This window comes from Nonomuraea turcica (assembly GCF_030718205.1).
Classification (GTDB): domain Bacteria; phylum Actinomycetota; class Actinomycetes; order Streptosporangiales; family Streptosporangiaceae; genus Nonomuraea.
The window spans coordinates 141,805-165,556 of the sequence record NZ_JAUZQF010000024.1 but is presented as its reverse complement, the minus strand read 5'-3'; the positions used below and the strand labels follow the sequence as shown (position 1 = coordinate 165,556).

At 68.5% G+C, this 23,752-nt stretch carries 21 protein-coding genes; 9 read left to right on the top strand and 12 right to left on the bottom strand.

Going from position 1 to position 23,752, the window contains the following annotated elements; genetic code table 11:
• Positions 1–37 precede the first annotated feature (37 nt).
• On the top strand, positions 38–220 hold the full coding sequence (locus Q9G87_RS46045; RefSeq protein WP_305922979.1) for a hypothetical protein: 183 nt from the start codon (positions 38–40) through the stop codon (positions 218–220).
• Positions 221–307: 87 nt separating this feature from the next.
• Here Q9G87_RS46045 and Q9G87_RS46040 read toward each other — a convergent pair whose 3' ends face one another.
• The 4 genes from Q9G87_RS46040 to Q9G87_RS46025 all read right to left on the bottom strand — a co-directional run bounded on the left by Q9G87_RS46040 (position 308) and on the right by Q9G87_RS46025 (position 1,469).
• Positions 308–763, bottom strand: coding sequence for a DUF6463 family protein (locus Q9G87_RS46040; protein WP_305922978.1), 456 nt, complete (start codon positions 761–763; stop codon positions 308–310).
• Positions 760–912, bottom strand: a complete 153-nt coding sequence (locus Q9G87_RS46035; RefSeq protein ID WP_305922977.1) for a DUF2867 domain-containing protein — start codon at positions 910–912, stop codon at positions 760–762. Before Q9G87_RS46035 ends, Q9G87_RS46040 begins: the two co-directional genes overlap by 4 nt.
• A gap of 147 nt (positions 913–1,059) precedes the next feature.
• Positions 1,060–1,293 (bottom strand): hypothetical protein, encoded by a 234-nt coding sequence (locus tag Q9G87_RS46030; protein WP_305922976.1) that lies wholly within the window; start codon positions 1,291–1,293, stop codon positions 1,060–1,062.
• Positions 1,269–1,469, bottom strand: a complete 201-nt coding sequence (locus Q9G87_RS46025) for a hypothetical protein (RefSeq protein ID WP_305922975.1) — start codon at positions 1,467–1,469, stop codon at positions 1,269–1,271. Before Q9G87_RS46025 ends, Q9G87_RS46030 begins: the two co-directional genes overlap by 25 nt.
• A 90-nt stretch (positions 1,470–1,559) precedes the next feature.
• Between Q9G87_RS46025 and Q9G87_RS46020 the strand changes: the two genes are divergently transcribed.
• The 4 genes from Q9G87_RS46020 to Q9G87_RS46005 all read left to right on the top strand — a co-directional run bounded on the left by Q9G87_RS46020 (position 1,560) and on the right by Q9G87_RS46005 (position 6,689).
• Complete coding sequence (locus tag Q9G87_RS46020; protein WP_305922974.1) at positions 1,560–2,126, top strand: TetR/AcrR family transcriptional regulator; 567 nt, start codon at positions 1,560–1,562, stop codon at positions 2,124–2,126.
• Positions 2,127–2,281: 155 nt separating this feature from the next.
• Positions 2,282–2,572, top strand: a complete 291-nt coding sequence (locus tag Q9G87_RS46015) for a hypothetical protein (RefSeq protein ID WP_305922973.1) — start codon at positions 2,282–2,284, stop codon at positions 2,570–2,572.
• Positions 2,573–2,970: 398 nt separating this feature from the next.
• Positions 2,971–4,986, top strand: coding sequence for a zinc ribbon domain-containing protein (locus Q9G87_RS46010; RefSeq protein WP_305922972.1), 2,016 nt, complete (start codon positions 2,971–2,973; stop codon positions 4,984–4,986).
• Positions 4,987–5,480: 494 nt separating this feature from the next.
• Positions 5,481–6,689 (top strand): L,D-transpeptidase, encoded by a 1,209-nt coding sequence (locus Q9G87_RS46005; protein WP_305922971.1) that lies wholly within the window; start codon positions 5,481–5,483, stop codon positions 6,687–6,689.
• Positions 6,690–6,887: 198 nt separating this feature from the next.
• Here the strand turns inward: Q9G87_RS46005 and Q9G87_RS46000 are convergent, their stop codons facing one another.
• Entirely contained in the window at positions 6,888–8,363 is a 1,476-nt protein-coding gene (locus Q9G87_RS46000; protein WP_305922993.1) for a SulP family inorganic anion transporter, read from the bottom strand.
• Between the two features lie 358 nt (positions 8,364–8,721).
• Entirely contained in the window at positions 8,722–9,111 is a 390-nt protein-coding gene (locus Q9G87_RS45995) for a MerR family transcriptional regulator (protein ID WP_305922970.1), read from the bottom strand.
• A gap of 331 nt (positions 9,112–9,442) precedes the next feature.
• Here Q9G87_RS45995 and Q9G87_RS45990 point away from each other — a divergent pair, with 331 nt between their 5' ends.
• Positions 9,443–9,619: a hypothetical protein gene (locus Q9G87_RS45990; protein WP_305922969.1), complete on the top strand. Its 177-nt coding sequence runs from the start codon at positions 9,443–9,445 to the stop codon at positions 9,617–9,619.
• A gap of 7 nt (positions 9,620–9,626) precedes the next feature.
• Entirely contained in the window at positions 9,627–10,079 is a 453-nt protein-coding gene (locus Q9G87_RS45985) for a TIGR03618 family F420-dependent PPOX class oxidoreductase (protein WP_305922968.1), read from the top strand.
• Positions 10,080–10,152: 73 nt separating this feature from the next.
• Here the strand turns inward: Q9G87_RS45985 and Q9G87_RS45980 are convergent, their stop codons facing one another.
• The 3 genes from Q9G87_RS45980 to Q9G87_RS60980 all read right to left on the bottom strand — a co-directional run bounded on the left by Q9G87_RS45980 (position 10,153) and on the right by Q9G87_RS60980 (position 11,911).
• Positions 10,153–10,887 carry a VOC family protein gene (locus tag Q9G87_RS45980; RefSeq protein WP_305922967.1) on the bottom strand — a complete coding sequence of 245 codons (735 nt, stop codon included), beginning with the start codon at positions 10,885–10,887 and terminating at the stop codon, positions 10,153–10,155.
• A gap of 69 nt (positions 10,888–10,956) precedes the next feature.
• Positions 10,957–11,544: a PadR family transcriptional regulator gene (locus Q9G87_RS45975; protein WP_305922966.1), complete on the bottom strand. Its 588-nt coding sequence runs from the start codon at positions 11,542–11,544 to the stop codon at positions 10,957–10,959.
• 85 nt (positions 11,545–11,629) lie between these two features.
• The gene (locus Q9G87_RS60980; RefSeq protein ID WP_371825929.1) at positions 11,630–11,911 is read right to left on the bottom strand and encodes a hypothetical protein; all 282 of its coding nucleotides are present in this window, start codon (positions 11,909–11,911) and stop codon (positions 11,630–11,632) included.
• Between Q9G87_RS60980 and Q9G87_RS45970 the strand changes: the two genes are divergently transcribed.
• Positions 11,859–12,047 (top strand): hypothetical protein, encoded by a 189-nt coding sequence (locus Q9G87_RS45970; RefSeq protein WP_305922965.1) that lies wholly within the window; start codon positions 11,859–11,861, stop codon positions 12,045–12,047. The two genes, Q9G87_RS60980 and Q9G87_RS45970, sit on opposite strands and share 53 nt — an antisense overlap.
• A 247-nt stretch (positions 12,048–12,294) precedes the next feature.
• Here the strand turns inward: Q9G87_RS45970 and Q9G87_RS45965 are convergent, their stop codons facing one another.
• Positions 12,295–12,963, bottom strand: coding sequence for a Type 1 glutamine amidotransferase-like domain-containing protein (locus Q9G87_RS45965; RefSeq protein WP_305922964.1), 669 nt, complete (start codon positions 12,961–12,963; stop codon positions 12,295–12,297).
• Between the two features lie 463 nt (positions 12,964–13,426).
• Between Q9G87_RS45965 and Q9G87_RS45960 the strand changes: the two genes are divergently transcribed.
• The gene (locus Q9G87_RS45960; RefSeq protein WP_305922963.1) at positions 13,427–14,095 is read left to right on the top strand and encodes an SRPBCC domain-containing protein; all 669 of its coding nucleotides are present in this window, start codon (positions 13,427–13,429) and stop codon (positions 14,093–14,095) included.
• Positions 14,096–14,645: 550 nt separating this feature from the next.
• On the opposite strand, the gene Q9G87_RS45955 is transcribed toward Q9G87_RS45960, so the two are convergent.
• Together Q9G87_RS45955 and Q9G87_RS45950 are read right to left on the bottom strand one after the other, a co-directional pair.
• Complete coding sequence (locus Q9G87_RS45955) at positions 14,646–20,768, bottom strand: RHS repeat-associated core domain-containing protein (protein ID WP_305922962.1); 6,123 nt, start codon at positions 20,766–20,768, stop codon at positions 14,646–14,648.
• 9 nt (positions 20,769–20,777) lie between these two features.
• Positions 20,778–23,486, bottom strand: a complete 2,709-nt coding sequence (locus Q9G87_RS45950) for a LamG domain-containing protein (RefSeq protein WP_305922961.1) — start codon at positions 23,484–23,486, stop codon at positions 20,778–20,780.
• Positions 23,487–23,752 lie beyond the last annotated feature (266 nt).

Here is a 23,752-nt window from a genome sequence, read left to right as displayed (position 1 = left end):
CACGCGCCCGCTGAACCAGAGACGACGGGCCGGCGCCATGGCCTCCGACAACCGCCGCTACGCCGCCGCCGGACTGGCCGCGATCGGCATCGGCATGGGCATGCCCGGCTACCAGACCCCGGCCGAAACCCCCGATCGCGTCCAGCCGGACACCCTTGTGGCAGCGGCCCGTCTGCTGGTGGCTACCGTGTGGCTGCTGTCCGGCCGGTGCGCGGCCTGACCTGGACGCGCCCCCCGTCGGAGCTGGTGGCGATATGGCCAGGCATGGAGTACGCCCACTCTCAGCGGCCAGGTATCCCTGGTCGCCTCACGCCGGGTCCGGCTCTCGATCTCGGGCCGCTCCCGCCCCATCCTTCTTCCGCGCCGCCAGGATCATGAGCACCCCGGAGACGATCCCGGCGAAGAACGGGGACGGCACGAGAAGGACGCCACCTATCACACACCACGCCGCAAGGCCCCAGCCGACGCCGGCGGGCACGGTCACCTCGCGTCCAGCGAGGTGCCATGTCAGGCACCCCAGAAGGATCAGGGGCACGGCGAAGCTGCCCGGACCGGCCCAGAAGGTGAGCTTGTTCTGAAGGGACTCCAGCGTCTGAACGGTCCCTCCGTCGGTGAGTTCGAGCGGAACTGCTGCCCACATCCCTCGACCCACCCAGCCGGTGATGTCCTCCCAGGCGGCGAGCGCCAGCAACGATAGGTGCCCGATTCCCAGCACGAGCATGATCCCGCTCGCCCAGCGGAGCATCCGCTTCCTGGAGTTCATCGTGACGTTCCTTTCTTGTGGTCGCGGTCGAGCCAGGCTCGTTCCCATCGCCGGGTCAGAGAGGGGTAGACGATGAGGTACCGGAAAGGCGCGATGGCGGCCATGTAGAGCCGGCCGAACAGTCCGTTGGGCTTGACGAGGACGGCCATCCGCTGCTCGCATGGCGGCAAGCATCGCGGGGAAGTCGTCGGGACCGGCTCCGGGAGTGTGGAACGACCACACGTCCTCGACTGCGAAGTCCCTGGTGAGTGTGTGGATGCGCCACGGGAGGGACGTGTGCGCGGTCTTCTGCAGCCTCACGAGAGCCCCTTCTGCGCCATCATGGCCATCAGCCTCATCTGGTCCAGCTCGGGCGTGGCGGCGGGGTCGAGTTCGCGGTAGCGGCGGTGGAAGTTGACCACGATCCGCTCGGCGTCCAGCCAGGTGGCGTACTCACCGAGGTCCACCACCTCGATCGCCTCCTGGAAGGTCAGGCCGCGGGCGTGGGCGGCGTCGGCCTGCTCGATCACGTGGGTGAGGTAGCCGCGCACCGCGCGGATCCCGTCGGGGTCGGTGACCGGGCCGACTCCCCGGCGGCCCGCAGTTCCTCCCGGCCCCTGCCGATGAGCTCGATCAGGCTGACGCCAGGCGCGACGGGATGGATCCGGTCGTCACCGATCGCTCCGACGCGGTCTCCGGCGTCCGTCGCGTAGGTCACCCAACGCATGGCGAACTCCCTTCCTTCTATGTTGCTCAACATAGGCTATACCGCATGGCATTCGCTCTGTCGCGTGGCATACCTGATTAGATGGACCGCATGGCCACGCGACGTATCGAGAGGACTCAAGAGAGCCGCCGGCTGCTGGTGACGGCCGCCGCCGAGCTGTTCGCCGAGAAGGGATACCGGCAGACGAGCTTCATCGACATCGCCGACAAGGCCGGCATCAGCCGCGGCTCCATCCCCTGGCACTTCGGCAACAAGCGGGGCCTGCTGGAAGCGGTGGTCGACGACCAGCTCCAAGCCGTGCTGACCGCTTTCCCTCCGACCTCCGGGGACCGCCCCGGCGATCCGCTCGACCAGGTCACAGGCTTCATCCGCCTGCCTGTCACGCGCTTGTTCATCACGCTGCTCGCCGAGGCCGTGGAGGTCGACTCGCCGATCCGTGAGCACTACGCGCGGCTTCACGCGGCACTCCGGCAGGCGGTACAGGCCCGGGTACCGGCACAGGCGCTGCCTCCGGGAACGACCCCGGAGGCGTTCACGGTCTTGCTGGTGGGGGCCGTCATCGGCGTTCACGCCCAGTGGCGGGTCGCTCCCGAGGCGGTGGACCTGGAGGCCGTCCGCACCACAATCCGCGCCCTGCTACCGGTCAGCCTCGGATAGACCTCCGGACGCCGACCTTCCGTGCGGCGACGATCCCTGGGCTGATAGCGAATCCTTCGCTGATCGTCGACGTCCGATCAAGCGCAGTCAGCATAGACAGTTGGTTTTGGTGCCGCGCCGCCCGAAACCATCGGACCCACCGCTAACGTGTCCGCATGCCTGCACGGTCCAATGACCTCCAGGCAGTCGTCTACTTCATCAGGAAGAACCTTGCCGCTGACGCGACAGTCACCGAATCGGCGCAGTTGCGCGACCGCGTGACCGGCCGGCTGCGCGAAGTCGACGTACTGGTCGCAAGCCACATAGCCGGCCATCCGCTGCAGATCGGCATTGAGTGCCGTGGCCGCTCCAGAAAGGACGCCGTGTCCTGGGAGGAGGTTGCCGCAGGACGCCGGGCAACAGATGCAGGGTATGGACTGCTTGTCATATTCGCTATGAAAGCCTAAGCGTCTGCCGTGATCTCGTGGTGGCGCTCTTCGGTTTGGAGGCGACGGTCAGACCCGCGCGTGATCATCCAGCCCGGCCGGTAGGCGTTGGTGAGGTGCCCGCCGATCTGATCGTCTGGCGACGCCGCTGAGCTGAGCCCTTACGCCCGCGACGCGGCGGGCAGTGCCCGGTTCTGGCCAGTCAGGTGAGGGTGAGATGGGCATGAAGTCGTTCACTTGTTCTACCCGCCAGGGCTAAATGTTGGTAGTCTTACGGTCACTGACGGTGAAGGCCGGAGCGGGTTGGGGGTGCCGGGTATGCGGGCGTGCCGGTCGTCGAGCGGGGCCGTATGCCGGCCGATCCCGGTGCGACTCCTCAGCCTCAGCTTTGGCCTGAGCGAGGCGGGGCCGGTGGGTGTATGAGCAGGCTCACCGCGACGGCGACCTGCACCGCCCATCGCGCGATTGTGGAGCAGACCGGTCAGCTTGTCTCGCAGCCGCTGCTGGCCGAGCGGGTGGCCTGGCTGACCGGCCTGGCGCGGGAGCTGACCGCCGAGATCGTGGCCGGCCGGTGGAGTGCGGCGGATCTGGATGCCCTGGCCTCTGGGGTGGGGTTGGACGGGCGCGCGTTGCCGGCCAAGGGCTGGATGGCTGTGCGCAGGCTGGGCTGGGGCGTGAGTCCGGCTGCGGGCGTGCATGTGTGTGATCGGGTGCTGCGGTGTGCCCAGGAGCAGGCGGCCCGTCTGCTGCGGCTGGCGCTGCACCGCCGCGAGCTGGTGGCGGCGATCGTGGCGACCTGGCCGCGCGAGCCGAGCAAGCGCACCGACGCCGATTGGGCGGCGTTGCGGGCGGTGCTGCCGGATAGGGCAGGCGCGGCGGAGATCCGCAACCGCACCCGGCAGGTCCGCGCCTACCGCGACGCGCACGACGGTCAGCTGCCTGCGGACCTGACCGAGCTGGAGGGTCCTCCGGCGTGTGCGGCGCAGATTGTGCTGGCCGCGGCCGACCGGCAACTGGCCACCCTGGAACGCACCGGCGAGCGCAGCGCCCGGCTGCGGGTGAAGCTGCCCCTGACCGCGTCCCCGGCCTCAGCCAGAGATTGGGCCTGGCACCTGCTGCCCATCGCCCTGCCGCCGACCGTGCCCGCGGAGGCGAAACTGTGCGCCCCCACCCTGTGGGTGGCCAAGGGGCGGGTGCGGGTCGATCTGCCGTTCCAGACCTCGATCGGTTTTGCGCCGGCCACCGGTCATGTGATCGGGTGCGGCTTCGACTGGGGCCTGAATAGCCTGCTGACCGGCACCATCGGACATCTGACGGCCGGCGGCCGGGTGGTCACCGATGGGCGGCCGCTGGCCTACGACGCGAGCGGCGTGTCGGCCAAACTGCACCGGCTGCGGGCCGAGCGCGAGCACCTGGCCACCAAGCGCAAACACCAGGAGCGGCTGCTGGCCGGCATCACGCCCGCCGACCCCCGCTTCCCCGCGTTGGCCGCGGCTTATGAGGTCATCGTGCTGGAGCATGAGCGGGTGTGCGCGCGCATCCGGCACTTGAACAAGGCGCTGGCCTGGTCGGCGGCCCGCTGGGCAGTCGACCAGGCGCTCGCCGCCGGGGCGACGGTCATCTACCTGGAGGACCTGGCCACCCTGGAAGCACGCGGGCGGCGGGGACGCGCGAACGCGCGGCTGTCGGGACAGGTACGCGGACAGGTCGTGGAGGCGATCCGGCACCTGGCGGCCAAGAACGCGATCGCCGTGGTCACCGTCCCGGCGCGCGGCACCTCCAAGTACTGCCCCCGCTGCGGTGACGGCGCCTCGGTGCTGCAGCATTGCCCGGCCCCGGACCGGCTCGCCGAGCGGGGCTGGGCGTGGGCGCACTGTCCGGCTTGCGGGCTGTCGTGTGATCGGGACTGGGCGGCGGCCGAACGCATCCTCGCCCGTGGCCTGCTCGGCCAGCAGGCCACCCGCACCGACCGCACCACCGGCACCCGCACCATCCGGCAGGTGGTGGAGGGCAACGTGGCCCGCGCCCGCCGCCCTCGCAAGGCGACCCGGGCCGCCCGCCGCGCCCGCCGCACCCGAACCGACCTGCACCCCCGCCCAGCCGCCCGGGACCGAGCCAAGAACCGGCTCACCCCCAAACGCCCCACCCGCACCCCCAACCGCCACCCGGCCAACAATGTGACGACCTCCAGCCGTGTGCCCGACCGGCGCACGGTGCCCGCCCCACCCCCCAACATGGGTGGACAGCGTCCGGCGGGCCAAGCACCCCAGACGACCCGCCCACCCGCGGGACGCACAGGACTTGCACGCGATCCTCACCAGCGGACCGGCTTCCACCGCGTCGCGGCCACCCCCGTACTCCCCCTGGGACCGTACGCAGACAGCCCGCCACGGCCACGCCCACCCGATTTGCCGGAAATGCTCCGGCAAACATAGAGAATCGCAGACGCTCAGCACCATCTCCCCCATGGGGCCGGGACGGCTTCTCTCGGGGGGCATGTCATAGCGGCCCTGTGAGCTTGCCACAACTGACGTGGGGCCGGTCGTGACAGGTGATGCGCGTTACGGTCGGCCTTCCAGCGGGTCAGGGACCAGTCGGCTCTTACTGCAGCCTTCCGCTCGCTTGGCAGCTACCGGGTGGGGGATCGGCTCCTCGCGGCGGAAGCGCAGGCCGTGCTTGTAGTGCATGGCCTGTTTGGTCAGCCCGAGCCGGCGGGCGATGTCGTGCCAGGACCAGCCTTGGGCGCGGGTCCCTTGTTCGCAAGCGTGCCGAGCCCTCCAGGTCTCGCGTGTATGGCGCCACCTCTAAGCGGGCACCCCGCTTGGGACACCCACTTTTGATGGTCTTTACCAGCTCCCGGATGTGACCATTCACCACTAAGGGCAATAAAAGCGACAAAGCGGTCACCCTCGGACGAAGGGAGTCGCCCGTGGAGCGGATACCGTATGGATCGGCCGGCCTGCTGGCCTTGGCGCTGCTGACGGCATGCTCGGACGTCCCTGCCGGGAGCGGCCGGGATGGGGTCGCCATGGCCGGTGGAGGAGCCCGCGGGGCCTCCGTGTCGTTCTCGCCGCAGGACAAGACCTCCAATGTGCCCACCGACCAGCCCATGGTCGTGGCCGTCCACGGGGGCAAGCTCACGAGCGTACGGGTGGATGGCGGCAAGTCCGCCTCCCTCAAGGGCGTGCTGAGCGGTGACGGCACCCGCTGGCGCAGCATCGGCACCGCCCGCCCCGGCACCGCCTACACGGTCACCGCCGTCACCGAGGACGCCGCGGGCAAGCAGAGCACGAGCACCAGCACGTTCACCACGGTCAAGGGCAAAGAGACGTTCGACATCGAGACCATCACCCCGAACAAGGACGACACCGGGCTGACAGTGGGCGTCGGCATGCCCATCATGATCGCCTTCGACAAGCCGGTCACCGACCGGGTATCGGTCGAGCGCAACCTCACCGTCCGCAGCTCCAAGCCGGTGGAGGGCGCCTGGCACTGGTTCGACGACCAGCACGTCGACTTCCGGCCACAGAAGTACTGGCCCGCGCATACGAAGGTGCGGGTGGAGGCGCAGCTGGCGGGCGTCCGCGGCGGGCCCGGCATGTACGGCAAACGTGACGTCACGCTCAACTTCAAGATCGGCCGCTCGCAGATCACCAAGGGCAGCACCGACGAGCACGTGCTCATCGTGCGGCGGGACGGCAAGAAGGTCCGGACGATGCCGATGAGCGCCGGCCAGGGCGGGCAGTGGAAGTACTACACGACCTCGGGCATCCACCTGGCGATGTCGCGCGAGCCCGTCACCGTCATGACCTCCCCGGGCATCGGGCCCGGCCAGGCCGGCTACTACCAGCTGACGGTCTACAACACCGTGCGCATCTCCAACAGCGGCGAGTACGTCCACAGCGCGCCCTGGTCGGTCGGCTCGCAGGGCAACTCGAACGTCAGCCACGGATGCGTGAACATCAGCCCCGACAATGCCGCCTGGTTCATCAAGAACACGCTGATCGGCGACCCGATCATCATCACCGGGTCGCCGCGGAAGCTGGAGCCCACGAACGGGTGGGGGCACTGGCAGGAGAACTGGCGGCAATGGCTGAAGTGGAGCTCACTGAAGGCCGGCCCCACGATCAGCTTCTGATACCCGCACACCGCCGGTAGGTCTGGCAGACACTAGATCTACCGGCCCGGCCAGCCGGCACCCGTCCACTCCTCGCCGATGGCCTGGGCCGTCTCGCGTTGACGGCGGCGATCGCCCGCATATTAGGAGCATCGTGATATTGGGAGCATCGTGCGTGCTGCCCGTCTCCGCCCGCGAGCCGATTTCCCGGAGGACTTTCTAGTGGCTGCCGGTGAGCTGCCCGGCGAGGGTGTCGTGCAGACGGGCGCTGGGCTGGTTGAGGCCGACGATGGTGACCTTCTTGCCGCGGGCGGCGTACTTGGTCTCGACGGCGTCCAGCGCGGCCACCGACGAGGCGTCCCAGATGTGCGCATCGGTCAGGTCGATGACCACATCATCGGGGTCACCGGCATAGTCGAACTGGTAGACCAGGTCGTTGCTGGAGGCGAAGAACAGCTCGCCGGTGACGGCGTAGACGACCTGCTTGCCGTCCGGATCGAGGCAGGCGGTGACGTTGGCCAGGTGGGCGACGCGGCGGGCGAAGATGACCAGGCCGGTCAGTGAGCCGATGACGACGCCGATGGCCAGGTTGTGGGTGGCGACCACGACCGCGACGGTGACGACCATGACGGTGATCTCGCCGGCGGGCATGCGCTTGAGCGTGGCGGGGGCGATGGAGTGCCAGTCGAAGGTGGCGAACGACACCAGGATCATGACGGCCACCAGGGCGGCCATCGGGATCTGCGACACCCACGGGCCGAAGGCGATGCACAGGACCATGAGGAAGACGCCGGCGCAGAAGGTCGAGATGCGGGTGCGGGCGCCGTTCTTGACGTTGATCATGGTCTGGCCGATCATGGCGCAGCCGCCCATGCCGCCGAAGAAGCCGGTGACGATGTTGGCGACGCCCTGGCCGATGGACTCGCGGGTCTTGTTGGAGTGCGTGTCGGTGATGTCGTCGACGAGCTTGGCCGTCATCAGCGACTCCATCAGCCCGACCAAGGCGAGCGCGAGCGCGTACGGCGCGATGAGGGTCAGCGTGTCCAAGGTGAAGGGCACGTCGGGCAGGCCGGGAACGGGCAGCGAGGACGGCAGCACGCCCTTGTCGCCTACGGTCGGCACGGCCAGCCCGGCGCCGAGCGTTATGGCGGTCAGGATGGCGATGGACACCAGCGGAGCGGGCACTGCCTTGGTGATGCGCGGGAAGAACACCATGAGCGCCAGTCCACCGATCACCAGCGGGTAGACCACCCAGGGCACGTCGATCAGCTCGGGCACTTGGGCCATGAAGATCAGGATGGCGAGGGCGTTGACGAAGCCGACCATCACGCTGCGCGGCACGAACCGCATCAGCCGCGCCACGCCGAGCGCCCCCATAGCCATCTGGAACAGCCCGCCCAGAATGACCGCGGCGACCAGGTATCCGAGGCCGTGTTCGCGCGCCAGCGGCGCCACGACCAGGGCGATCGCCCCCGTGGCCGCGGAGATCATGGCTGATCGGCCGCCCACGATGGAGATGACCACGGCCATGGTGAACGAGGCGAACAACCCGATGCTGGGATCCACTCCGGCGATGATCGAGAACGAGATGGCCTCGGGGATCAGCGCCAGCGCGACCACCAGGCCGGACAGCACTTCGGTCCGCAGCACACGCGGGGTGAGGTGTCGCAGATCGGGCAACCGGAACCGGCGCATGGCCAGGGCAGAAGAAGTCAACACAACTCCAGGTCAAGGGTGTGTGCGCACCGCGAAGCGACCGCGCGAACGGCAAGCGAAAGGGGGCTACCGGTCAGCCTGTCGCGGGCGTGTGGCAGCGCTGTGACGCGGCGGTGACGCCGCCATGTCAGTCAAGAACGGGGTTACCGGATGCTGTCCAGCGGCGCGGATGAACGGCAGGCCGGACGAGCACGATGAAATCCCCCGAGTAGATCACTGTCGTCGCCCCCGGTCAGGCCGGAATCCAGGGACCGGGCTCACGCAGATGGGCGGGCCATCCCCTAAAGCTACCCTGACGTGAGAGATGGCCCTTCATCCGTAGGCGGTGAGAAAAATCTCATCGGGCCATGACAGCCTGCTGACGCTGACGGCGCAACTGCTCGGCGAACTCCCTGGCCATCGCCAGCTGCTCGCGCAGCTTCTCGGCCCGGTCGGCGACCGCTCGCTCGAACATCTGCAACCGGCTCACCAGGCTCGGATCGTCGTCCCCGGCGGCGAGACGGTCGGTGATCTCCAGCAGATCGCGCATCTCCTCCAAGCTGAACCCCAGCGGCTTCATCCGCTTGACCAGAGCCAGCCGGCCGATGTCGGTCTCGCTGTAGAGGCGGAAGCCGCCGGGCGTGCGCTCGGGCACCACCAGGCCGACCTCCTCGTAGTGCCGAATCGTCCGCAGGGACAGCCCGAGCCGCTCGGCCACCTCGCCGATCTGCACCAGACCCTCGGACATCCGTTCCTCCACCACTCGAACCCGGTTCTCGCCCGCCAGGAACGCGCCACTCTACCCTCACGTTAAGTTAACGTTAAGCGAGTACGGCGATAGACGCTGACAGCGTTCTGGTGACCATATCCGCTTTCAGCGCGATGCCAGGGAAGGGACCGATGGCTCATCGAGTTCCACCCCACGCCCTAACCCAGTACGCACGCGGCACACAGGTGCCCGTCGTCGGCTGGCGACACGGCCCGTTCTGCGTCAGCTGCGACGCCGAGGTGGTGCATCCGGCCTGCGACGGCAAGCCGATCCCCGCCGCACCCTCGTCGAGCGGACGACACGCTATGTCATGCTGGTCCACCTGCCGCACGACCACAGCGCGTCCTGCCAGGGCAGCGCCGTGCTCAGCAACGCGCTCGGACAACCTGAACTGATGGCCCGCCAGGCACGACGACTCAAACGATGGATCGACACGCTGGCAACATCAACAGACCCGACCGGAAGACACATTGGAGAGAAAGGCTGACCCCAGAGTGACCGATCTAGCCGCCTTCGCCGAACTGACACCTCTCGATCACGGCTTGTGCGTGCTCAACACGCTGCGCCGCGATGGCAGTGTCCAGTCCTCCGTGGTCAACGCCGGGGTGCTGGAACATCCACTCCGGGGAGGTCCGGTCGTCGGGCTCGTCGCCACCGGCGGCTCTCGTAAGCTGCACCATCTGCGTGCCGATCCCCGCGCCACGATCGTCGCCCGCGCCGGCTGGCGATGGGTAACCGTCGAGGGAGACGCCGAGATCATCGGCCCCGACGACCCGCACCCCGACGTCAACAGCGAAGCACTGCGGCTGTTGCTACGGGACATCTTCAAAGCCGCCGGTGGCACGCACGACGACTACGACACCTACGACCGAGTCATGGCCGAAGAGCGACGAGCCGCCGTCCTCATCGCTCCCCGCCGCGTTTACACCAATCCGCAGACCTCATGACGCGGCACAGATCACGATTGTGATCAGTGCGGGTCCGGCCTCATGCCCGTGGCGGTCCGGTGCCGGGTGTGGGTCAGGCCTGCTGTGCGGGCCGGAGAACGGCCTCCATGTCGTCGAGTGCGGCCAGGGTCTCGGCGAGCTTGTCGCGCTCGGCTTCGGAGAGGGTGAGTGCGCGGGCCCGGGCGAGGGCGTCGCCGGCGGCGACGGGGTCCTCGGCGCGGAGTGCGAGTTCGGCGCGGTACGCCAGCGCTTCGAGCAGTTCGGCCGCCGTCGCGGTGTCCTTGTCCCGCTCAAGGGCCGTGTCCAGGATCTGGGCCGCCCGTACGTGCTTGCCGTGGGAGTCGCCCATCACGACCGCCCTGTGCAAAGTCGTGGTGAGCTTGCCGGAGGCCGCCTCCTTCTCCTCGGGCACGGGTTTGGCGGCCATGATCCTGATCCAGTTCCCGCCGGGGTCGATGACGGTGAATCCGGAATGGTTCTCGGCGTTCTTGCGCTTGCGGGGCCGGGTCATCCGGGGGATCCCGGAGACCAGGAGTTTGCCGTGGGCCTGGCGCATGCCGGCGGCGAACGCCTCGAAGAGCTCCGCGGTGTCGGGCACGATGACCACACAGGTCCCGTAGGAGTCCTCGGGCTTGAAGTCCTCCGGCATGCCAAAGAAGTCGAGCTGGAGGTCTTCGCGTTTGAGCGACACGTACGGGTTCGGGCGGACCTGGTAGTAGGTCCGGGTGAAGCCCAGCATGGTGTAGAACTCGACGATCTCGTCGATGTCCCGGCACGGAAGCAGCGGTATGGCGATCTCGTTGGCCATGGGTGTCTCCGTTCCGATGAAGGGTACTGCTGCGGTCGGCGGGTCCCGGACGCGGTAGGGCGGGGACCGCTATTCGGCTTGCTGCGCGCCTGCGGGGGCCTCGCCGGCCATGGTGAACGCGCCCTCTTCCAGGCGGCGGATCAGCCGGTGGGTCCATTGGGCGCCGGTGTCGGCGGTGGTCAGCCACAGGGACAGGACCTCGCCTACCGGCCCCCAGGTGTCCAGATCGGTGTCCGCAGGCAGGTGCGAGGTGATGCTCGTACGCCACTCGTGCATCGCGCGGGCTCGCTCGCGCAACATCTGCAGGGCACGTTCCCGGGGAAGGTCCTCGATCAGGCCGACGGCGGCGCCCAGTACGTCCAGGCTCGGCTCGCGGTCGGCGAGGGCGCGGCTGAGGAGGGTGAAGTATTCCTGTTCGCCTTTGTCGGTCAGCTCGTACTCGATCCGCGGCGGGCCCCCGGCTTCGGAGGGGACGGTCTCGTGCGTCACCAGCAGGCCCTGGGCGGCCATGCTCTTGAGCGCGTGGTACACCGAGCCCGACGTGGCGGTGGACCACTCGTGCGCGCCCCACGACTCCAGATCGACGCGGACCTGGTAGCCGTGTGCGCGTCCGCGTCTGCGCAGCGCTCCCAGCACCAGCAGCCGTACCGACTTCATCGAGCTCCTCTCGACCTGAGCTAGCCAAATTTGTCTAGCTCCAGGCAAGAAGAGTACCTCCACCTCCCTCACTAGCCAAATTTAGCTAGGCAGGCCCCAAGGGGTCCTGCTCACCCTGCGGATGTTGTGACCGCGACTTCTCCGGCATGAGGGCGATACCTGCCGGCTCCGCCACCGCCACGTTGGCTCCGATGCTGGCGAGGCTACTGATGATCAGCAACCCCCAGGGCAGCGCACCCCCACGCGCCCCATGGCGGCTGGGCCCGCAACAGCGACATCGACGCCGCCACGATCGTGTGTCCACCGCCAGCGGGATGAGCGCAGCAGCCGGCTCATCCTCACCGTGCGCCAAGGCCACCTCGCGCATGTGCCGGAACGACACCACAGCCGCGATCGCCGCCATCGGTGCCCTACGCCTGACCGGTGCCGACAACGTCGCCCAAGCCATCCGCCACATCTCCCACGACGCCGCCCGTACTCTCAACATCCTCGACCTCGCGTGATTGATTACGCCCGCGAGAAGTAGCACCAGTTGTCGGTCAGTTCTGACGCCACTCAGGTGGCCCGAGACCATGATCAATATTCGTGAGAAGTGAACGAACTTGCCACCGCCTGGAGCTGGTGCAGTGCCCCTTGCAGCGTGGCCAGGCGCCGGGTCCTCGCTTGGAATGTGGCATGACCGGATGGCCGCAGCGCATGCAATCTGCGGCATGAGAGGGTGTCTCGCTCACTCGCGGCTGGCGTCGGCGGCTAGGAGGAAAAGGACCTCCAGTGCCCCTCGGAGACGACCTCGACGGTGCCGTCGGTCACCTTGATGGCCGTCTGGTCGTCGATGGCGTACGCCGGACCCGCGATGTCGGCGGCCCATTTCTCGGCCTCGGCCATGGCATTTCCCGGCATGAGCTCGTGTCCCAGGTGCGGGAAGATCGAGAAGTCGACGACACCTAGGGTGCGGTCGCTTCCGGTGGGCGGCGTCCATTCGACGAAGTAGTCACCGATCCGGGGGGTCATCACCATGCTTCCGGCGCTCACCCCCACCCAGACCGTCTCGGGCAGCGACGGCAGGAGATCCGCCAGCCCGGACTGCCGCATCCAGTGGCACAGGTACGTCGCATCGCCGCCGTCCACCAGCAGGACGTCAGCTTCCCGGACCCAGGGGACCCAGCGGTCCGTGCCGATGCTGGGCAGTGCGGTGAGCTCGAGGATGCCCACCGACTTCCAGCCCAGGTCGCACATGGGTCCCGGGGTCTGTCCCGCGATGAAGCGCCAGGCTGAGGCTGGCGTGCACATGGGGTGGCCATACTCCGCCGTAGGGATACAGAGGGCACTGGAGTCGGCGATCGGCTTGCCCAGCAGGTCGGCCAGCGCATCGCGGATGCTCGTGTTCGTGACACCCCCGGACGTGAGAAGAAGCCTCAAGATGCCTCCTGATTCGAGTGCGATGGAGCGGTGTGATGTGTAGACCTGGGACCACCGCGAGACTCATCGCTGCTGGGGGCAAACGACCATGACGTGGAAAGCAACAGGTCTGTAGCCGTCATGCTTGACGATCTTCCGGGGCAGAGCTGACGCTGCCTGAGCTACGGGTGCCGCCTGTCAGGCTCGTGGAGCACAATGTCTGCCAGACCGTGCGGAAACAGATGCTTGACACTCTCTGCATGGACCCCACCGTCGGCAGATTTCCTAACCTGATCTCCGTCCACTCGCACCGGCATGGAGATACCTCCCAAGGGAACGTCGGCCGTTGGCGTCATCTCGCAGGTCGCCCAGGCAAACGACGGAGAGTCCTCTTTGCCGAGTGGATTATGGAGGGAGCGGCATCGCGGATGTGATGTATCGGCCTTTTCGGCTCGGAAGGACTGCCTTGGGTGATGTCTTCGAGATGACCTTCGTACTCGACCTGCAGGTCGAGCAGGCGTGGCAGGTCTTCACGATGCCTGATTACCTGGAGGCTTGGCTCGGCACCATCGTGGAGTGCGACATCCGGCCCGGTGGCCGGATCAGGTTCACCATCCCTGGTCATGGCGAATTGATCTGGTCGATCGAGCAGGCGGAAGAGCACAAGAGGTTGGTGTGGTTGGAGCCGCCCGCGGCGGTCCCCAGCGAACGTCGAACGACGGTGACCTTCAAGGAGACCGCCAAAGGCACCCGGGTGCGCATCGAAGAGGCCGGATTCGGTGAGAGCGACGCCTGGCGGGGACATCTCGACGGCACCCGCCATGGTTGGACCCAGAACCTGGCAGGCCTGCATCTCTACCTGCGAACGGGCGTCAAGTTCGACCGTATGAACACCTTCAGGGCCGATCTTGGTGCGCACCTGGTCGACACACCGGCCGGGCCCGAGGTGGTGAGCGTGGCGCCCGGCGGGTTCGCCGACCAGGCCGTGCTGCGCTCGGGCGATATCGTGGTCCGGCTCGGCGCCGCGCCGGTCTTCGACATCGCCGACGTTTGGCTCTTCTGCCGGGAGCACACTGGTGGCACGGAGGTCAGCGTCAGCTTCGTTCGTGACGGAGCCCTCCTCACGGCCCAGGCGATCTTGGGGTATCCGTAGCCCGCCGCGGCGACACTGTGCTGCGCCTGCATTCTCCTTGAAGGACTCTGTCGAGTCTGTCTCGCCCGCGTACGTCCCACTCAGTGGTCCGTTCTCGATTCGCCGGCTCGGTGTGTGCCCGCCTCGCGCATCACCTCTACCAGGTTCGCGAAGTTGTCCCTGCCATGGCCCCCGCTTGAGCGTCTCGCTGACGGTACTGGGCGGCAACGCATTTTGGCCGTCCGCTTTCTGGTTCAGCGCGCGTAACGGCAACCGCGCCCAGGCTCGCAGCTCGGCCATCCGCTCCAGAAACTCTTCGGCCGTGCTCGCCATGGACGGATCCGGCGGATCTCCCGTGGGCGACTCGGTCGTGATTTCCCTGCCGAGAGAGCGCGCCGCCTGTAGCGAAACCGCCCAGCGAGAGCTGGGCGGTTTCACGTGAGCGGTGCGCCGCCAGGGACTCGACCGGACCCGTAGTCGAGCTGACCGGTCCGGAGGAGGGTCCGCTTGCCTCGGCACCGGTGCTCGGGGACGAGGCGCGGCTGCGGAAATCCGCGCTAGGCGAGCGGATCTACCACTGCGGGCCGCTGATCCTCGAGATGATGTCCCGATCGTCCCCCAGCGGTTGCTGGTTGGCCTGCACCGGGACGTAGCGGATGACGCTGACCTCCATCCGGAACGACGAATTCACGAACTCGCCGCGTTTGTAGTTTCCGTTGTTGGGGTCATAGGTGCGAGCGTAGTAGTCGGTCTGCACCCAGCGAACCGCGATCACCGGGGCCAGATAGGCGACCCTCGCGCCGGGGTCCACCTCTTCGGTCTGGATGGCCGCAACCCCTTCGGTTGTCGTCGTGTCCTCGCCCCACGTACGGACATACGCGATGTCCAACTTCTCGAGCTTGCCGCGAACCTCGATGGAGTTCCGCACCGACTTCGCGGTCGCCTCGCTGACATTCGTGTTTATCGCGATTGCGGTGGTGTTCTCCGTGATGGAGATCGGATTGATCGCGATGCCCTGGTCGACCCCGACTTCGCTCCATTGGCCCGTGTGCTCGACGCCCTCATAAGGCGGGTAGCAGCCAGTGACCAGCCCGGACGGTGAGCAGGCGTCGAAGTACCGGGTGTACTGCTGGTGCCGCTGGGCGTCCGCGGCCCGGGACGTCTCTATCCGCTTGCGTGCGCACGCGGAGTCGCACCAGTTCAGGCCCGCCTTGTCGGCGTACCGGTCCGCCGAACCCTGCGTGACCGGCACCGGGGCGGCGCCGCCGCCGCCGGACCCGCACACGTCGTCGGCGCACGCCCGCAGACCGGTCGGATCGGCCATGGTGACGGGGTTGTTGTTGCTGTACGCGAAGCCGTGCATCTGCTGGGGATCGTTGACGTCGATGATGGGATCGACGCTGATGAAGGCGCCGAGCGCGGGGTCGTATTCGCGCGCCCCGATGTGGGTGAGGCCGTTCGGGTCGTTCGTCCCGTCGACGAAGCCCTTGTCGCCGGCCCACCCGGCGGGAGCCGTACCGCGAACTCCGCCGAAGGGAAGGGTACGGCGGCGGGAAACGCTCAGGTCGGTGGCCTTGATGAGGGCCTCGGTAGTGTTGTGGTGGTCTTGGGCGGTCCATGACAGGGCGCTCGGGGTGCGGACCGCGATGGCCGTACCCAGATGGGAGTAGTGGCGGGTGCCGGTCACCGTGCTGCCGGTCCGGCGTAGTTCGAGACCGCCGGGCAGGTAGAGGGTGACGCCGCCGGAGTCGCGGCGCAGCATCCGAGTGCCGTCGACGTCGTAGAGGTTGGTGGTGGTCAGGCCGCCCTGGGTGGAGCTCGCGAGATGGCCTTCCTTGTCCCATGCCAGGGTGGTGGTGACGCCGCCGACCGTGCGACTGGTGGTGTTCCCGGCCGCGTCGTAGGCGAAGGTGTCCGAGCCGGTCGCCGCGCCGGACTTGTCGATACGGGTGACGGCGTGCGGTTTGCTGCCGGCGGCGCCGCCCTGGGGAGGCTGCGCGTAGTCCCGGACCGTGTTCGTCGCGGCGTGCCAGGTCTCGACGTCGCGCCCGCCGGTGAGGGTGTAGCTGTAGGAATGCCAGTAGCTCGCCGGGCCGCCCAGACCGGTCAGCGATCGCGCGGCGGCGCAGTCACCGGTGGACGGTGTCCAGGCTTCGACGAGGCGGCGGAGGTAGTCAGTGGTGTAGCACTGGTAGTCGGCGGGCTGGCCCCCGTTGGGGGTGTCCGCGATGCGGGTCACGTTGCCGGCGTCGTCGTGGGCGTAGCCGAAGTCGACGACTTCGCTCTTGAATTCTGGGACCACCGAGAAGTTCGTGGTGCGGCCGGTCGGCTCATCGATGGTGCTGGTCTGCCAGACGCGCTTGCCGTCCTGGCCGAGGATGCGCTGGATCGCCTGACCACGCTGATTGTAGATCACGTCGTTTACGTAGATTTGCGATCCGGCGCTCAGGTAGGTCGGCGCGCCGACGGCGTTGTAGCCGAAGGTGAGCGTCTCGGCGGGCAGGCCGCCGGTAGCGGGTGAGGTGGTGGAGTCGATCTGGCCGTCCTGGTTGTAGGTGGTGCTGAAGGCGTACGACCCGGCCAGCGCCCCCTCGGCCGCCGGGATTGTGATCTTCGTGTCGGTGGGGCGACCGCCCGGGTCGTAGGCGATGACCTCGGAGACATAGAGGTTGGCCCCGTCGTGGCGGATGGATTTGGCCGGTTTGCCCACGCCGTTGGCGGCGGTGTCGTAGATCCATTCCGCGAGTGGGTTGCCGGCCGCGTCACGCAGGGAGGTTTTGCGGCCCAGCGCGTCATAGGTGTACGCGAGGGTGATTTTCCTGGCGTCCGTGACGGTGACGAGCTGACCAGCGGCGTCGTAGGTGGACTCGGAGACGCCCTTGTCCGGGTCCGCGGTCTTGATCTTCCGGCCGCGCTGGTCGTAGGTGTAGCGCCAGACGTTGCCGGCGGCGTCGGTCACGGAGGCGAGGGCGCCGCCGTCGGTGTAGGTGTAGTCGGTGGCGTCGAAGGCCGTTCCCGTACGGTACTGCCGCAGTTGCGTTGTGCGCCCACGGGCGTCGAGGAGGCTTTCGGTCTTGGTGCCCCCGGCCGGGGGCAGCACGGTGGTGCGGTCGCCGCCGTGGGTGGTGACAGTTTTCCATCGGGGGACGCCGTTGGCCTTGAGCACGGTCTCCGTGATCCGCCCGGACCCGTCGTAATGGTTCTCGGTCACCGACGGGATCGCCGTCGTCGGAGTGACCAGCGTGGTGACCGGCGCGCTGCCGTCGTGGTAGTACGGAGCCGAGGTCCAGGCGACCAGGCCCCGGGAGTCGCGGACGGTGTCGGTGATCAGCCGCCCGCCGCCGACCGCCTGGGTCTGGCTCTGCCGCTCGCGGAGCAGGCCGTCGAAAAGGGTCACAGAGGTCAGGTACTTGTTGGTGCCGGTCGGCAGCAGCTTCCTGGAGGTGATCGCCGAAGGCGCGTTGGCGCGGATCAGGTAGGTGAAGGTCGTGTCGGCGCCCTGCGCACGATCCCGGCCGGGTAGCCAGACGGCTGTCAGCCGGCCGAGACCGTCGTAGACCAGGTCCGTTCTGGCGGCGTTGGGGGCTTCGACGAGCTTCGGCTGCTGCCAGGCGATCTCCATGGTGGTGGTGGTCGCGTGGCCGGCTGGGTCGGTGGTCGTGACGGCGGTCACTGGGCCCGCCTTGGCCGGGGTGTAGCCCGTCGTGGTCGTCCGGCCCAGCGCGTCGGCGCTGCTGGTCGTACGGCCGTTGGCGTCATAGCCGATGATCGCGGTCACCACCCACTGCGGCGTGCTCCCGGACCACGAGCCGACCTCCTCCGTCTTGACGACCAGGCCCCGGGTGGGCGCGGTGCCGAAAGGCTTGCTGGGGTCGTCGAAGTAGCTGCGGGTCATCGACAGGACGTCGCCGGGGACGGCGGGCGTGGCCGTACAGGCGACTCCGTAGGTGTTGACCTGGGAGACCCTGTTCCGCATCGTGTCGTTGATCAGATAGGTGGTCTTGATGCACCGGTCGTCCGAGGCCGTGCTCTCGTCGCCGAGATCGCTTACCTCGATCGGTAGGTTGTCCGCGTTGACCTTGGTGATGGTCTTGGTCCACCGGGTGGTGTCGTTCCAGGTGAGATGGGTACGGGCGGCCGTGGTCGCGTCGCTGACCAGGTACGACTTGAGCGGGCCGCCCTGCGTGTTGACGCCGGTCTGGGTGTGGGCGGGCTCGACGAGCGAGCCGGTCAGCCAGGTTCCGCCCAGCCCGTCGTAGGTGATCTGCTCGCGCAGCCTGCCCGCCAGGGCCTCGTGGTCCTCGATCGGTTTGGAGTGCGGGTCACCGGTGCCGTCGAGGGAGTCCCTGACCCAGACGTCGCGGGTTCCGGTCGGCTGTTTGTCGCCATCCATGCCGCGGAAGTAGCGGTATTCGGTGGCCGACTGAGTCTCCAGACCGGTGCGCACCCGCACCCGGCCGTAGCCCCGCCATTGGCCCCAGGTGCGCTTTTTCTCCTCGGTCAGTTCGGAGTCGTCGTAGTGCCAGGCGGGCGTGTCCAGGTAGTCGTAGTTGGTCTGCTCGTGGGAGAAGCCGCCGGTGTTGTCGTAGACGTCGACGCGGGCGACGACGTACTTGTGGAACCAGTCGAGCGTCGGCTCGGTCCCGTCGGGAGAGTAGTACTGCGGCATGCACCGCTTGGTGTTGCTGTGCTGGGTCGGCAGGCTTGACCGAGTGCAGTCGCCGGGGAGGTAGGTGACGCCGATCTGCGCCCCCGACTCGGTCGTGATCGACACGATCCGGAACCGGTTGAGCGCCGTGCGCCCGTCAGAAGGGCCGTCCACGCGGTTCGGGAAGGGGTCGGCGCCCGGCGAGAAGACGATCTCCGGGTGGGCTGTCGAGGCTCCGCCCGGCACCCCCGAGCCGGTACGGGTGATCCCGTCCAGCCACATCGGAACGCCCTCGGCCCGGCTGGATCCGGCGTTGAGGTAGGAGTGGCGCAAGGCCCAGGACTCGACCGTACGGTACTGCGCGGGGCTCAGGGACGCGTCCCACACCTGGGCCCTCACCTTGGCCAGCCGCTTCTGGGTCCAGTACGTCGGAGCGCCCTGCTCGGTGCACCGGGCGCCCGGCTGGCAGTACTGGTCCCACGGCGTGTCCGGCCAGGAGGCGGCGACCGGCTTTTGGGTCGAGTCGAAGCAGGTGGCGCCGGGCAGGCAGCGGTCGGCGACGTCGAAGACGACCTGCGCGGCGGGTTGCGCCTGGTCGGTGCGGGTACCGTACTGGATGCGGGACAGCCAGCCGCCGCGGTCGTAGAGGGTGCGCTTGCCGGGGTCGTTCTCCCGGCCGTAGGCGCCTTGCTCCCGATCGTAGAACAGGCTCATCGTGTTGCCGTGGGGGTCCCGTACGTGGTTGAGGTTCCACCGCCAGGCCTGGCTCCGGCGGGAACCCGCGAAGTCGCCCGCGGCATGGCCGGGCTCGCCCGGGTGGTTGCCGTAGACCTGGGTGGTCCAGGTGGATTTCGACGCGGCGTCGCCGCCGAAGAAGTACTGGGTGCCGTCGATCGTGGTGACCTTCCAGTACTCGCCGTCCTGGTCGCCGTTGCCGACGCCGGTGTCCTTGATCAGCTCGATTCTGGAGCCGTCGTCGGACACGCCCTTCCACCGGCCGCCGCCGACGTCGATCAGCTCGGTGGCCCGGCCGTTCAGCGACATCGTCGCGTTCGCCTTCCACCAGCACTGGTCACCGGTCTTGTCGCCCTTGTTGTTGGGATCGTTCCCGCCGGTCTGGTCGGTGTCGGAGGCGCACGATTTGTAGGTCCGCTCGATGAACCCCGGCCACAGGTCCCAGCCGTCGCCGATCCAGGAGCCCTGCGTGTTGGTCCCGCCAGTGCGGCCGTCCACCGTCTGCGAGGAGTAGCTCAGTGACAGCGAGGGCACCGGACCGCCCGCGCCGGGGGGCAACCGGAGCGGATACGACCAGGAGAAGCCGCCGCTCTGCTGGGACACCTGCCAGGTGGAGGACGGGGACAGCGAGGTCGCCCGGTAGTCGCCGTTGTCGCCGGACGCGCCCGCGGTCGCGGCCAGCACCATCGACGCGCCATCCGCGGGGAGCCGCACGTCCGCGGTGAGTTCACGGGTGGCGGTGTCGTTCCTGGAGCTCACCGGTGTGGCGGCGTCCAGGCCGCAGCCTTCGGTGCCGGGTGCGGTCAGCGCGCAGGGCGGCAGTTCGACCAGACGGAGCCGGGAGGCCCAGTCGCCGCCGTAGGCGGAGCCGAAACCCGAGTAGTCGACACCGACCGAGACGGGGCCGGCGGCTCCCTTCTCGGTCCGCGCCACGGTGAAGAGCAACCCGGTGACACCGGCCTTGCCCGTCGTCGCGCGGTCGTGCACCCGCAACCCAACCTTGCCCGTCGCGGCCCCGCTCGCCAGGGCGGCGTTCGGCCGCCCGACCCACACCGGCGTGCCCGGCGCCCGGTCGGGGAGCGCGAGGTCCGCCACGGTGGTGGCGGCCGGCGGCCAGGACACATGGGGGGCGCCGGCCCGGGGCGGCTGGACGACCTTCGGCGCGGTGCCGCCCTTCAGGTCCTTGACCGAGATGCTCGCCACGTCCTCGGGGACGGGCGGGCTCCACTGCGGCGCGGCCGCCAGCGTCTCACCGCCCATGAGCGGCATCGTGATCAGTAATGCGGTGGTTATCGTGAGAATTCGCTTCATTTCCGGCTCCTACGCCTGTGATCCGTCGAAGGAGATCTCGCCCTGGGTGAGAGCCCGCTGGTAGGCGGCCACGCGGTCGACCGCCCCCGGCCAGAACTGCGCCGGGACGCCCGACTGCTTCGCCCTGCCGACCGCCCAACCGTCGTTCGCCGACCAGCCGCCGGCAAACGACGCCACGTCGGTGCCGTCGAAGTTGTCGCCGTTCACGTAGAGGCGGATCCGGCCGCCCGCCTGGTCGTGGACCCCGGCCAGATGCACCCAGCCGGCGCCGACGGACTCGGTCGAGCAGGCCCTGCTCTCCGTGCCGCCGGCGGCCATCATCGTGAAGCACCAGGCGGGGTCGGGCGCCGCGTCACCGTCCTGGTCCAGGTCGGCGCGGTACTGCAGGAGGAACCCCGAGCCATCGGGGCCGTCGGCCGACACGGCGGTGACGGGGCCGGACACCACGGTGTCCATCAGCTTCACCCAGGCGGTCACGGTGAAGGAGTTTCTCGTGTCGAGCACCGGAGTGATCGTGGTCCACGCGGTGCTCCCGTTCAGCGCGACCGCGCTGGTGCCGGCGCGTCCCGCCGTACGGGCCGCCGTCCCGGCGACGGTGAGCGGGCGGTCGCCGGGAACCGAGGCCGCCGTGGTTCCGCCGCTCTCGTCGAAGCCCCACACCCAGGTCTTCGTGGTGGCCGGCCGGACCAGGAACTCGTAGGTGGCCGCGCTCGCGGCCGTGTTCCCCGCCGGATCGGCCGCCCGCACGCTCAGCACGTTGGGCCCCTCCCGGTCGGGCGTCAGGGAGCCGGTCCAGGTGCCGCCGGGCGCGTCGAACCAGCCCTTGTTCACGCCGTTGAGGGTGAGCTCGACCTTCGAGGCGCCGGCCGCGGCGGCGGTGAACGCCCCTGCCTGACCGACCCCGCCGCTCCACACGCCCGAAGATTTGGGCGGGTACGCGGTCGAGGACACCGTCAGGCCGGTCGGCGGGGACTTGTCCACCGTGAAGTCGAACCAGGCGGAGTAGGCGCCGCAGAGGTAGGCGTCGCAGCCGCGCACCCGCCATGAGTAGCCGCCCTCGGGAAGGTCCGCCGACACCTGCCAGGACGCTGCCTGGTCGACCGCCCTATTGCTCACCGCACCGCCCGACAACGCCTTCTGGACCGTACGGCCCGCCTGGTCGTACACCTCGAACTCGACCCTGCTGAGGGTGCCCCCGTTGGGGTCGTCGGGGATCGCCTGCAACGTCGGCTTCCCGGACCGGACCTGCGCACCGGATGTGGCGCAGGAGGAACCGCAGTCGCCAGTGATCTGCAGCGCGGTGGGCGCGGTCGGCGTGTGGTTGTAGGTCACGGCCAGCGCCACGCTGTTGGGGAGGAAGTACGACCAGCCGTAGTGGTCGGACTCGTTGCTCGATTTCAGGCCGAGCGTGACGGTGTCGGTGTTGGCGGTCGCCAGCGACTGGAGCTTGGCGTCCAGGACCGTGCCGGCCTCGTCGAAGATCTGCTGCTGGTCGGGATCGGGACAGCTGCTCTCGTTGGCCGCGAACTGCTTGGTGTCAATATGCGCGAGATAGTCGTCGGCGGCCGTGTTCCAGGTGTAGGAGGAGAAGTTGCCGATGTACCTGGTCTGCCACAGCTGCGTCTTGTAGCCGCCGCAGGCGGCCACGTGGTCGGCGGTCACCTTCAGGGACGCGCCGAGGATCTTCGCGCCGTTCAGTTGGCCGATGTCGAACTGCATGAATGTCCGCCAGATGCAGCTCTCGTTCCACTTGCGCCCGACGCGCATGCCCGACCGGTACTGGGTGTAGTACGACCCGCTCTTGTCGCAGCTCGTCACGTGCGTCCAGTTGGCCGGAGATGGCTTGCTGAAGGTGGGATCGATGTACAAAGGGAACTTCGTGTCCTCGCCCCGCAGCATGTCGGCCACCGGGGTGACCGTGAGCTCGGTCTCGGTTACCGTCGCCGCCATCTTCTCGACGCGGTGCCGTACGGCGTCCGCACCGGTCATCTCGCCGGTCGACGCCGAGCCGGAGTCCCACATCAGGGCGGAACCGGACTGGAACAGCGGCTTGCCCGCTGTGTCCACCACCTCCAGCACGCCGCCCCGCTTGCGGACCGCGCCTCCTTCCGCGTCGATCCCGAACCGGAGCCGGGTCAGCGCGGGATCCGCCGCCGCCCGGGCGTTCTTGACCACCAGCAGCTGCGAGAACCCGTCGGGCTCGGCGCGTACCTGGAGATCCACCCCCGGCAGCACCTCCGGGTAGGTGGCGGTGTCGCCGCTCAGGACCGGCGCGGGAAGTCGCCAGGGCGCTGCCAGGCGCACCCGGGTGCCCCGCTCGCCGAGCGTCACCAACGGCGCGGAACCTCCTCCGGAGAACCGCACGTCCGCGGTGGTCGCGCCCGGGACCACGCTTCCGTCGGCGTCGAAGTGGAGGGAGGTGTCGACCGCCCGCCATCCGCCGCCCGTCCTCACCCGTTGCGGTGTGATCGCCTGGACCGAGGTCAGCGTCCCGTCCGGATTGGCGAAGACCTGTCCCCGCTCCGTCCGCTGAGACAGGTCCTCGACCGTGGTACCGCACCGGGCCGCTTCCGCACCGGTCGCCACGACCGCGCACGGCGGTTCCTCCTGTGGTCCGGCGGCTTCACTGGCCGGCGGAGCCGCAGCCAATCCGGCGAGAAGCAACCCCAGCACTACGCCGACACGAGCCGGCAACCTCAACTGCAACAGATACGCCATCGGTGACTCCGTGTTCGAACGAACGGCGGCAGTAGCCGCACCGCGCAACTGTCACAAGAGGGGCGTTATATCTCCGCATATCCGTGGATGTCATGCCTGTACGACCGATATACGGCACTTGTACCTGACCGTCGAAACCTTGGTGGCGAACAGCGCGGCAGGCATGCCGTGATCTCGATCCACATCTGCGCCGGCGGCTGGAAGGTGTACGACACCGGGAACGGCGCTCTGGTCGGATCGGGCGTGGTGCCTCTGGGCAAGGTCGT

Bases quoted from the DNA above. Each gene is read 5' to 3' on its own strand.
- Q9G87_RS46045 (WP_305922979.1), top strand. From the start codon at position 38: ATGGCCTCCGACAACCGCCGCTACGCCGCCGCCGGACTGGCCGCGATC.
- Q9G87_RS46040 (WP_305922978.1), bottom strand. From the start codon at position 763: ATGAACTCCAGGAAGCGGATGCTCCGCTGGGCGAGCGGGATCATGCTC.
- Q9G87_RS46035 (WP_305922977.1), bottom strand. From the start codon at position 912: ATGGCCGTCCTCGTCAAGCCCAACGGACTGTTCGGCCGGCTCTACATG.
- Q9G87_RS46025 (WP_305922975.1), bottom strand. From the start codon at position 1,469: ATGCGTTGGGTGACCTACGCGACGGACGCCGGAGACCGCGTCGGAGCG.
- Q9G87_RS46020 (WP_305922974.1), top strand. From the start codon at position 1,560: ATGGCCACGCGACGTATCGAGAGGACTCAAGAGAGCCGCCGGCTGCTG.
- Q9G87_RS46015 (WP_305922973.1), top strand. From the start codon at position 2,282: ATGCCTGCACGGTCCAATGACCTCCAGGCAGTCGTCTACTTCATCAGG.
- Q9G87_RS46010 (WP_305922972.1), top strand. From the start codon at position 2,971: ATGAGCAGGCTCACCGCGACGGCGACCTGCACCGCCCATCGCGCGATT.
- Q9G87_RS46000 (WP_305922993.1), bottom strand. From the start codon at position 8,363: ATGCGCCGGTTCCGGTTGCCCGATCTGCGACACCTCACCCCGCGTGTG.
- Q9G87_RS45995 (WP_305922970.1), bottom strand. From the start codon at position 9,111: ATGTCCGAGGGTCTGGTGCAGATCGGCGAGGTGGCCGAGCGGCTCGGG.
- Q9G87_RS45990 (WP_305922969.1), top strand. From the start codon at position 9,443: ATGCTGGTCCACCTGCCGCACGACCACAGCGCGTCCTGCCAGGGCAGC.
- Q9G87_RS45980 (WP_305922967.1), bottom strand. From the start codon at position 10,887: ATGGCCAACGAGATCGCCATACCGCTGCTTCCGTGCCGGGACATCGAC.
- Q9G87_RS45975 (WP_305922966.1), bottom strand. From the start codon at position 11,544: ATGAAGTCGGTACGGCTGCTGGTGCTGGGAGCGCTGCGCAGACGCGGA.
- Q9G87_RS45970 (WP_305922965.1), top strand. From the start codon at position 11,859: ATGAGCGCAGCAGCCGGCTCATCCTCACCGTGCGCCAAGGCCACCTCG.
- Q9G87_RS60980 (WP_371825929.1), bottom strand. From the start codon at position 11,911: ATGCGCGAGGTGGCCTTGGCGCACGGTGAGGATGAGCCGGCTGCTGCG.
- Q9G87_RS45960 (WP_305922963.1), top strand. From the start codon at position 13,427: ATGACCTTCGTACTCGACCTGCAGGTCGAGCAGGCGTGGCAGGTCTTC.
- Q9G87_RS45955 (WP_305922962.1), bottom strand. From the start codon at position 20,768: ATGAAGCGAATTCTCACGATAACCACCGCATTACTGATCACGATGCCG.
- Q9G87_RS45950 (WP_305922961.1), bottom strand. From the start codon at position 23,486: ATGGCGTATCTGTTGCAGTTGAGGTTGCCGGCTCGTGTCGGCGTAGTG.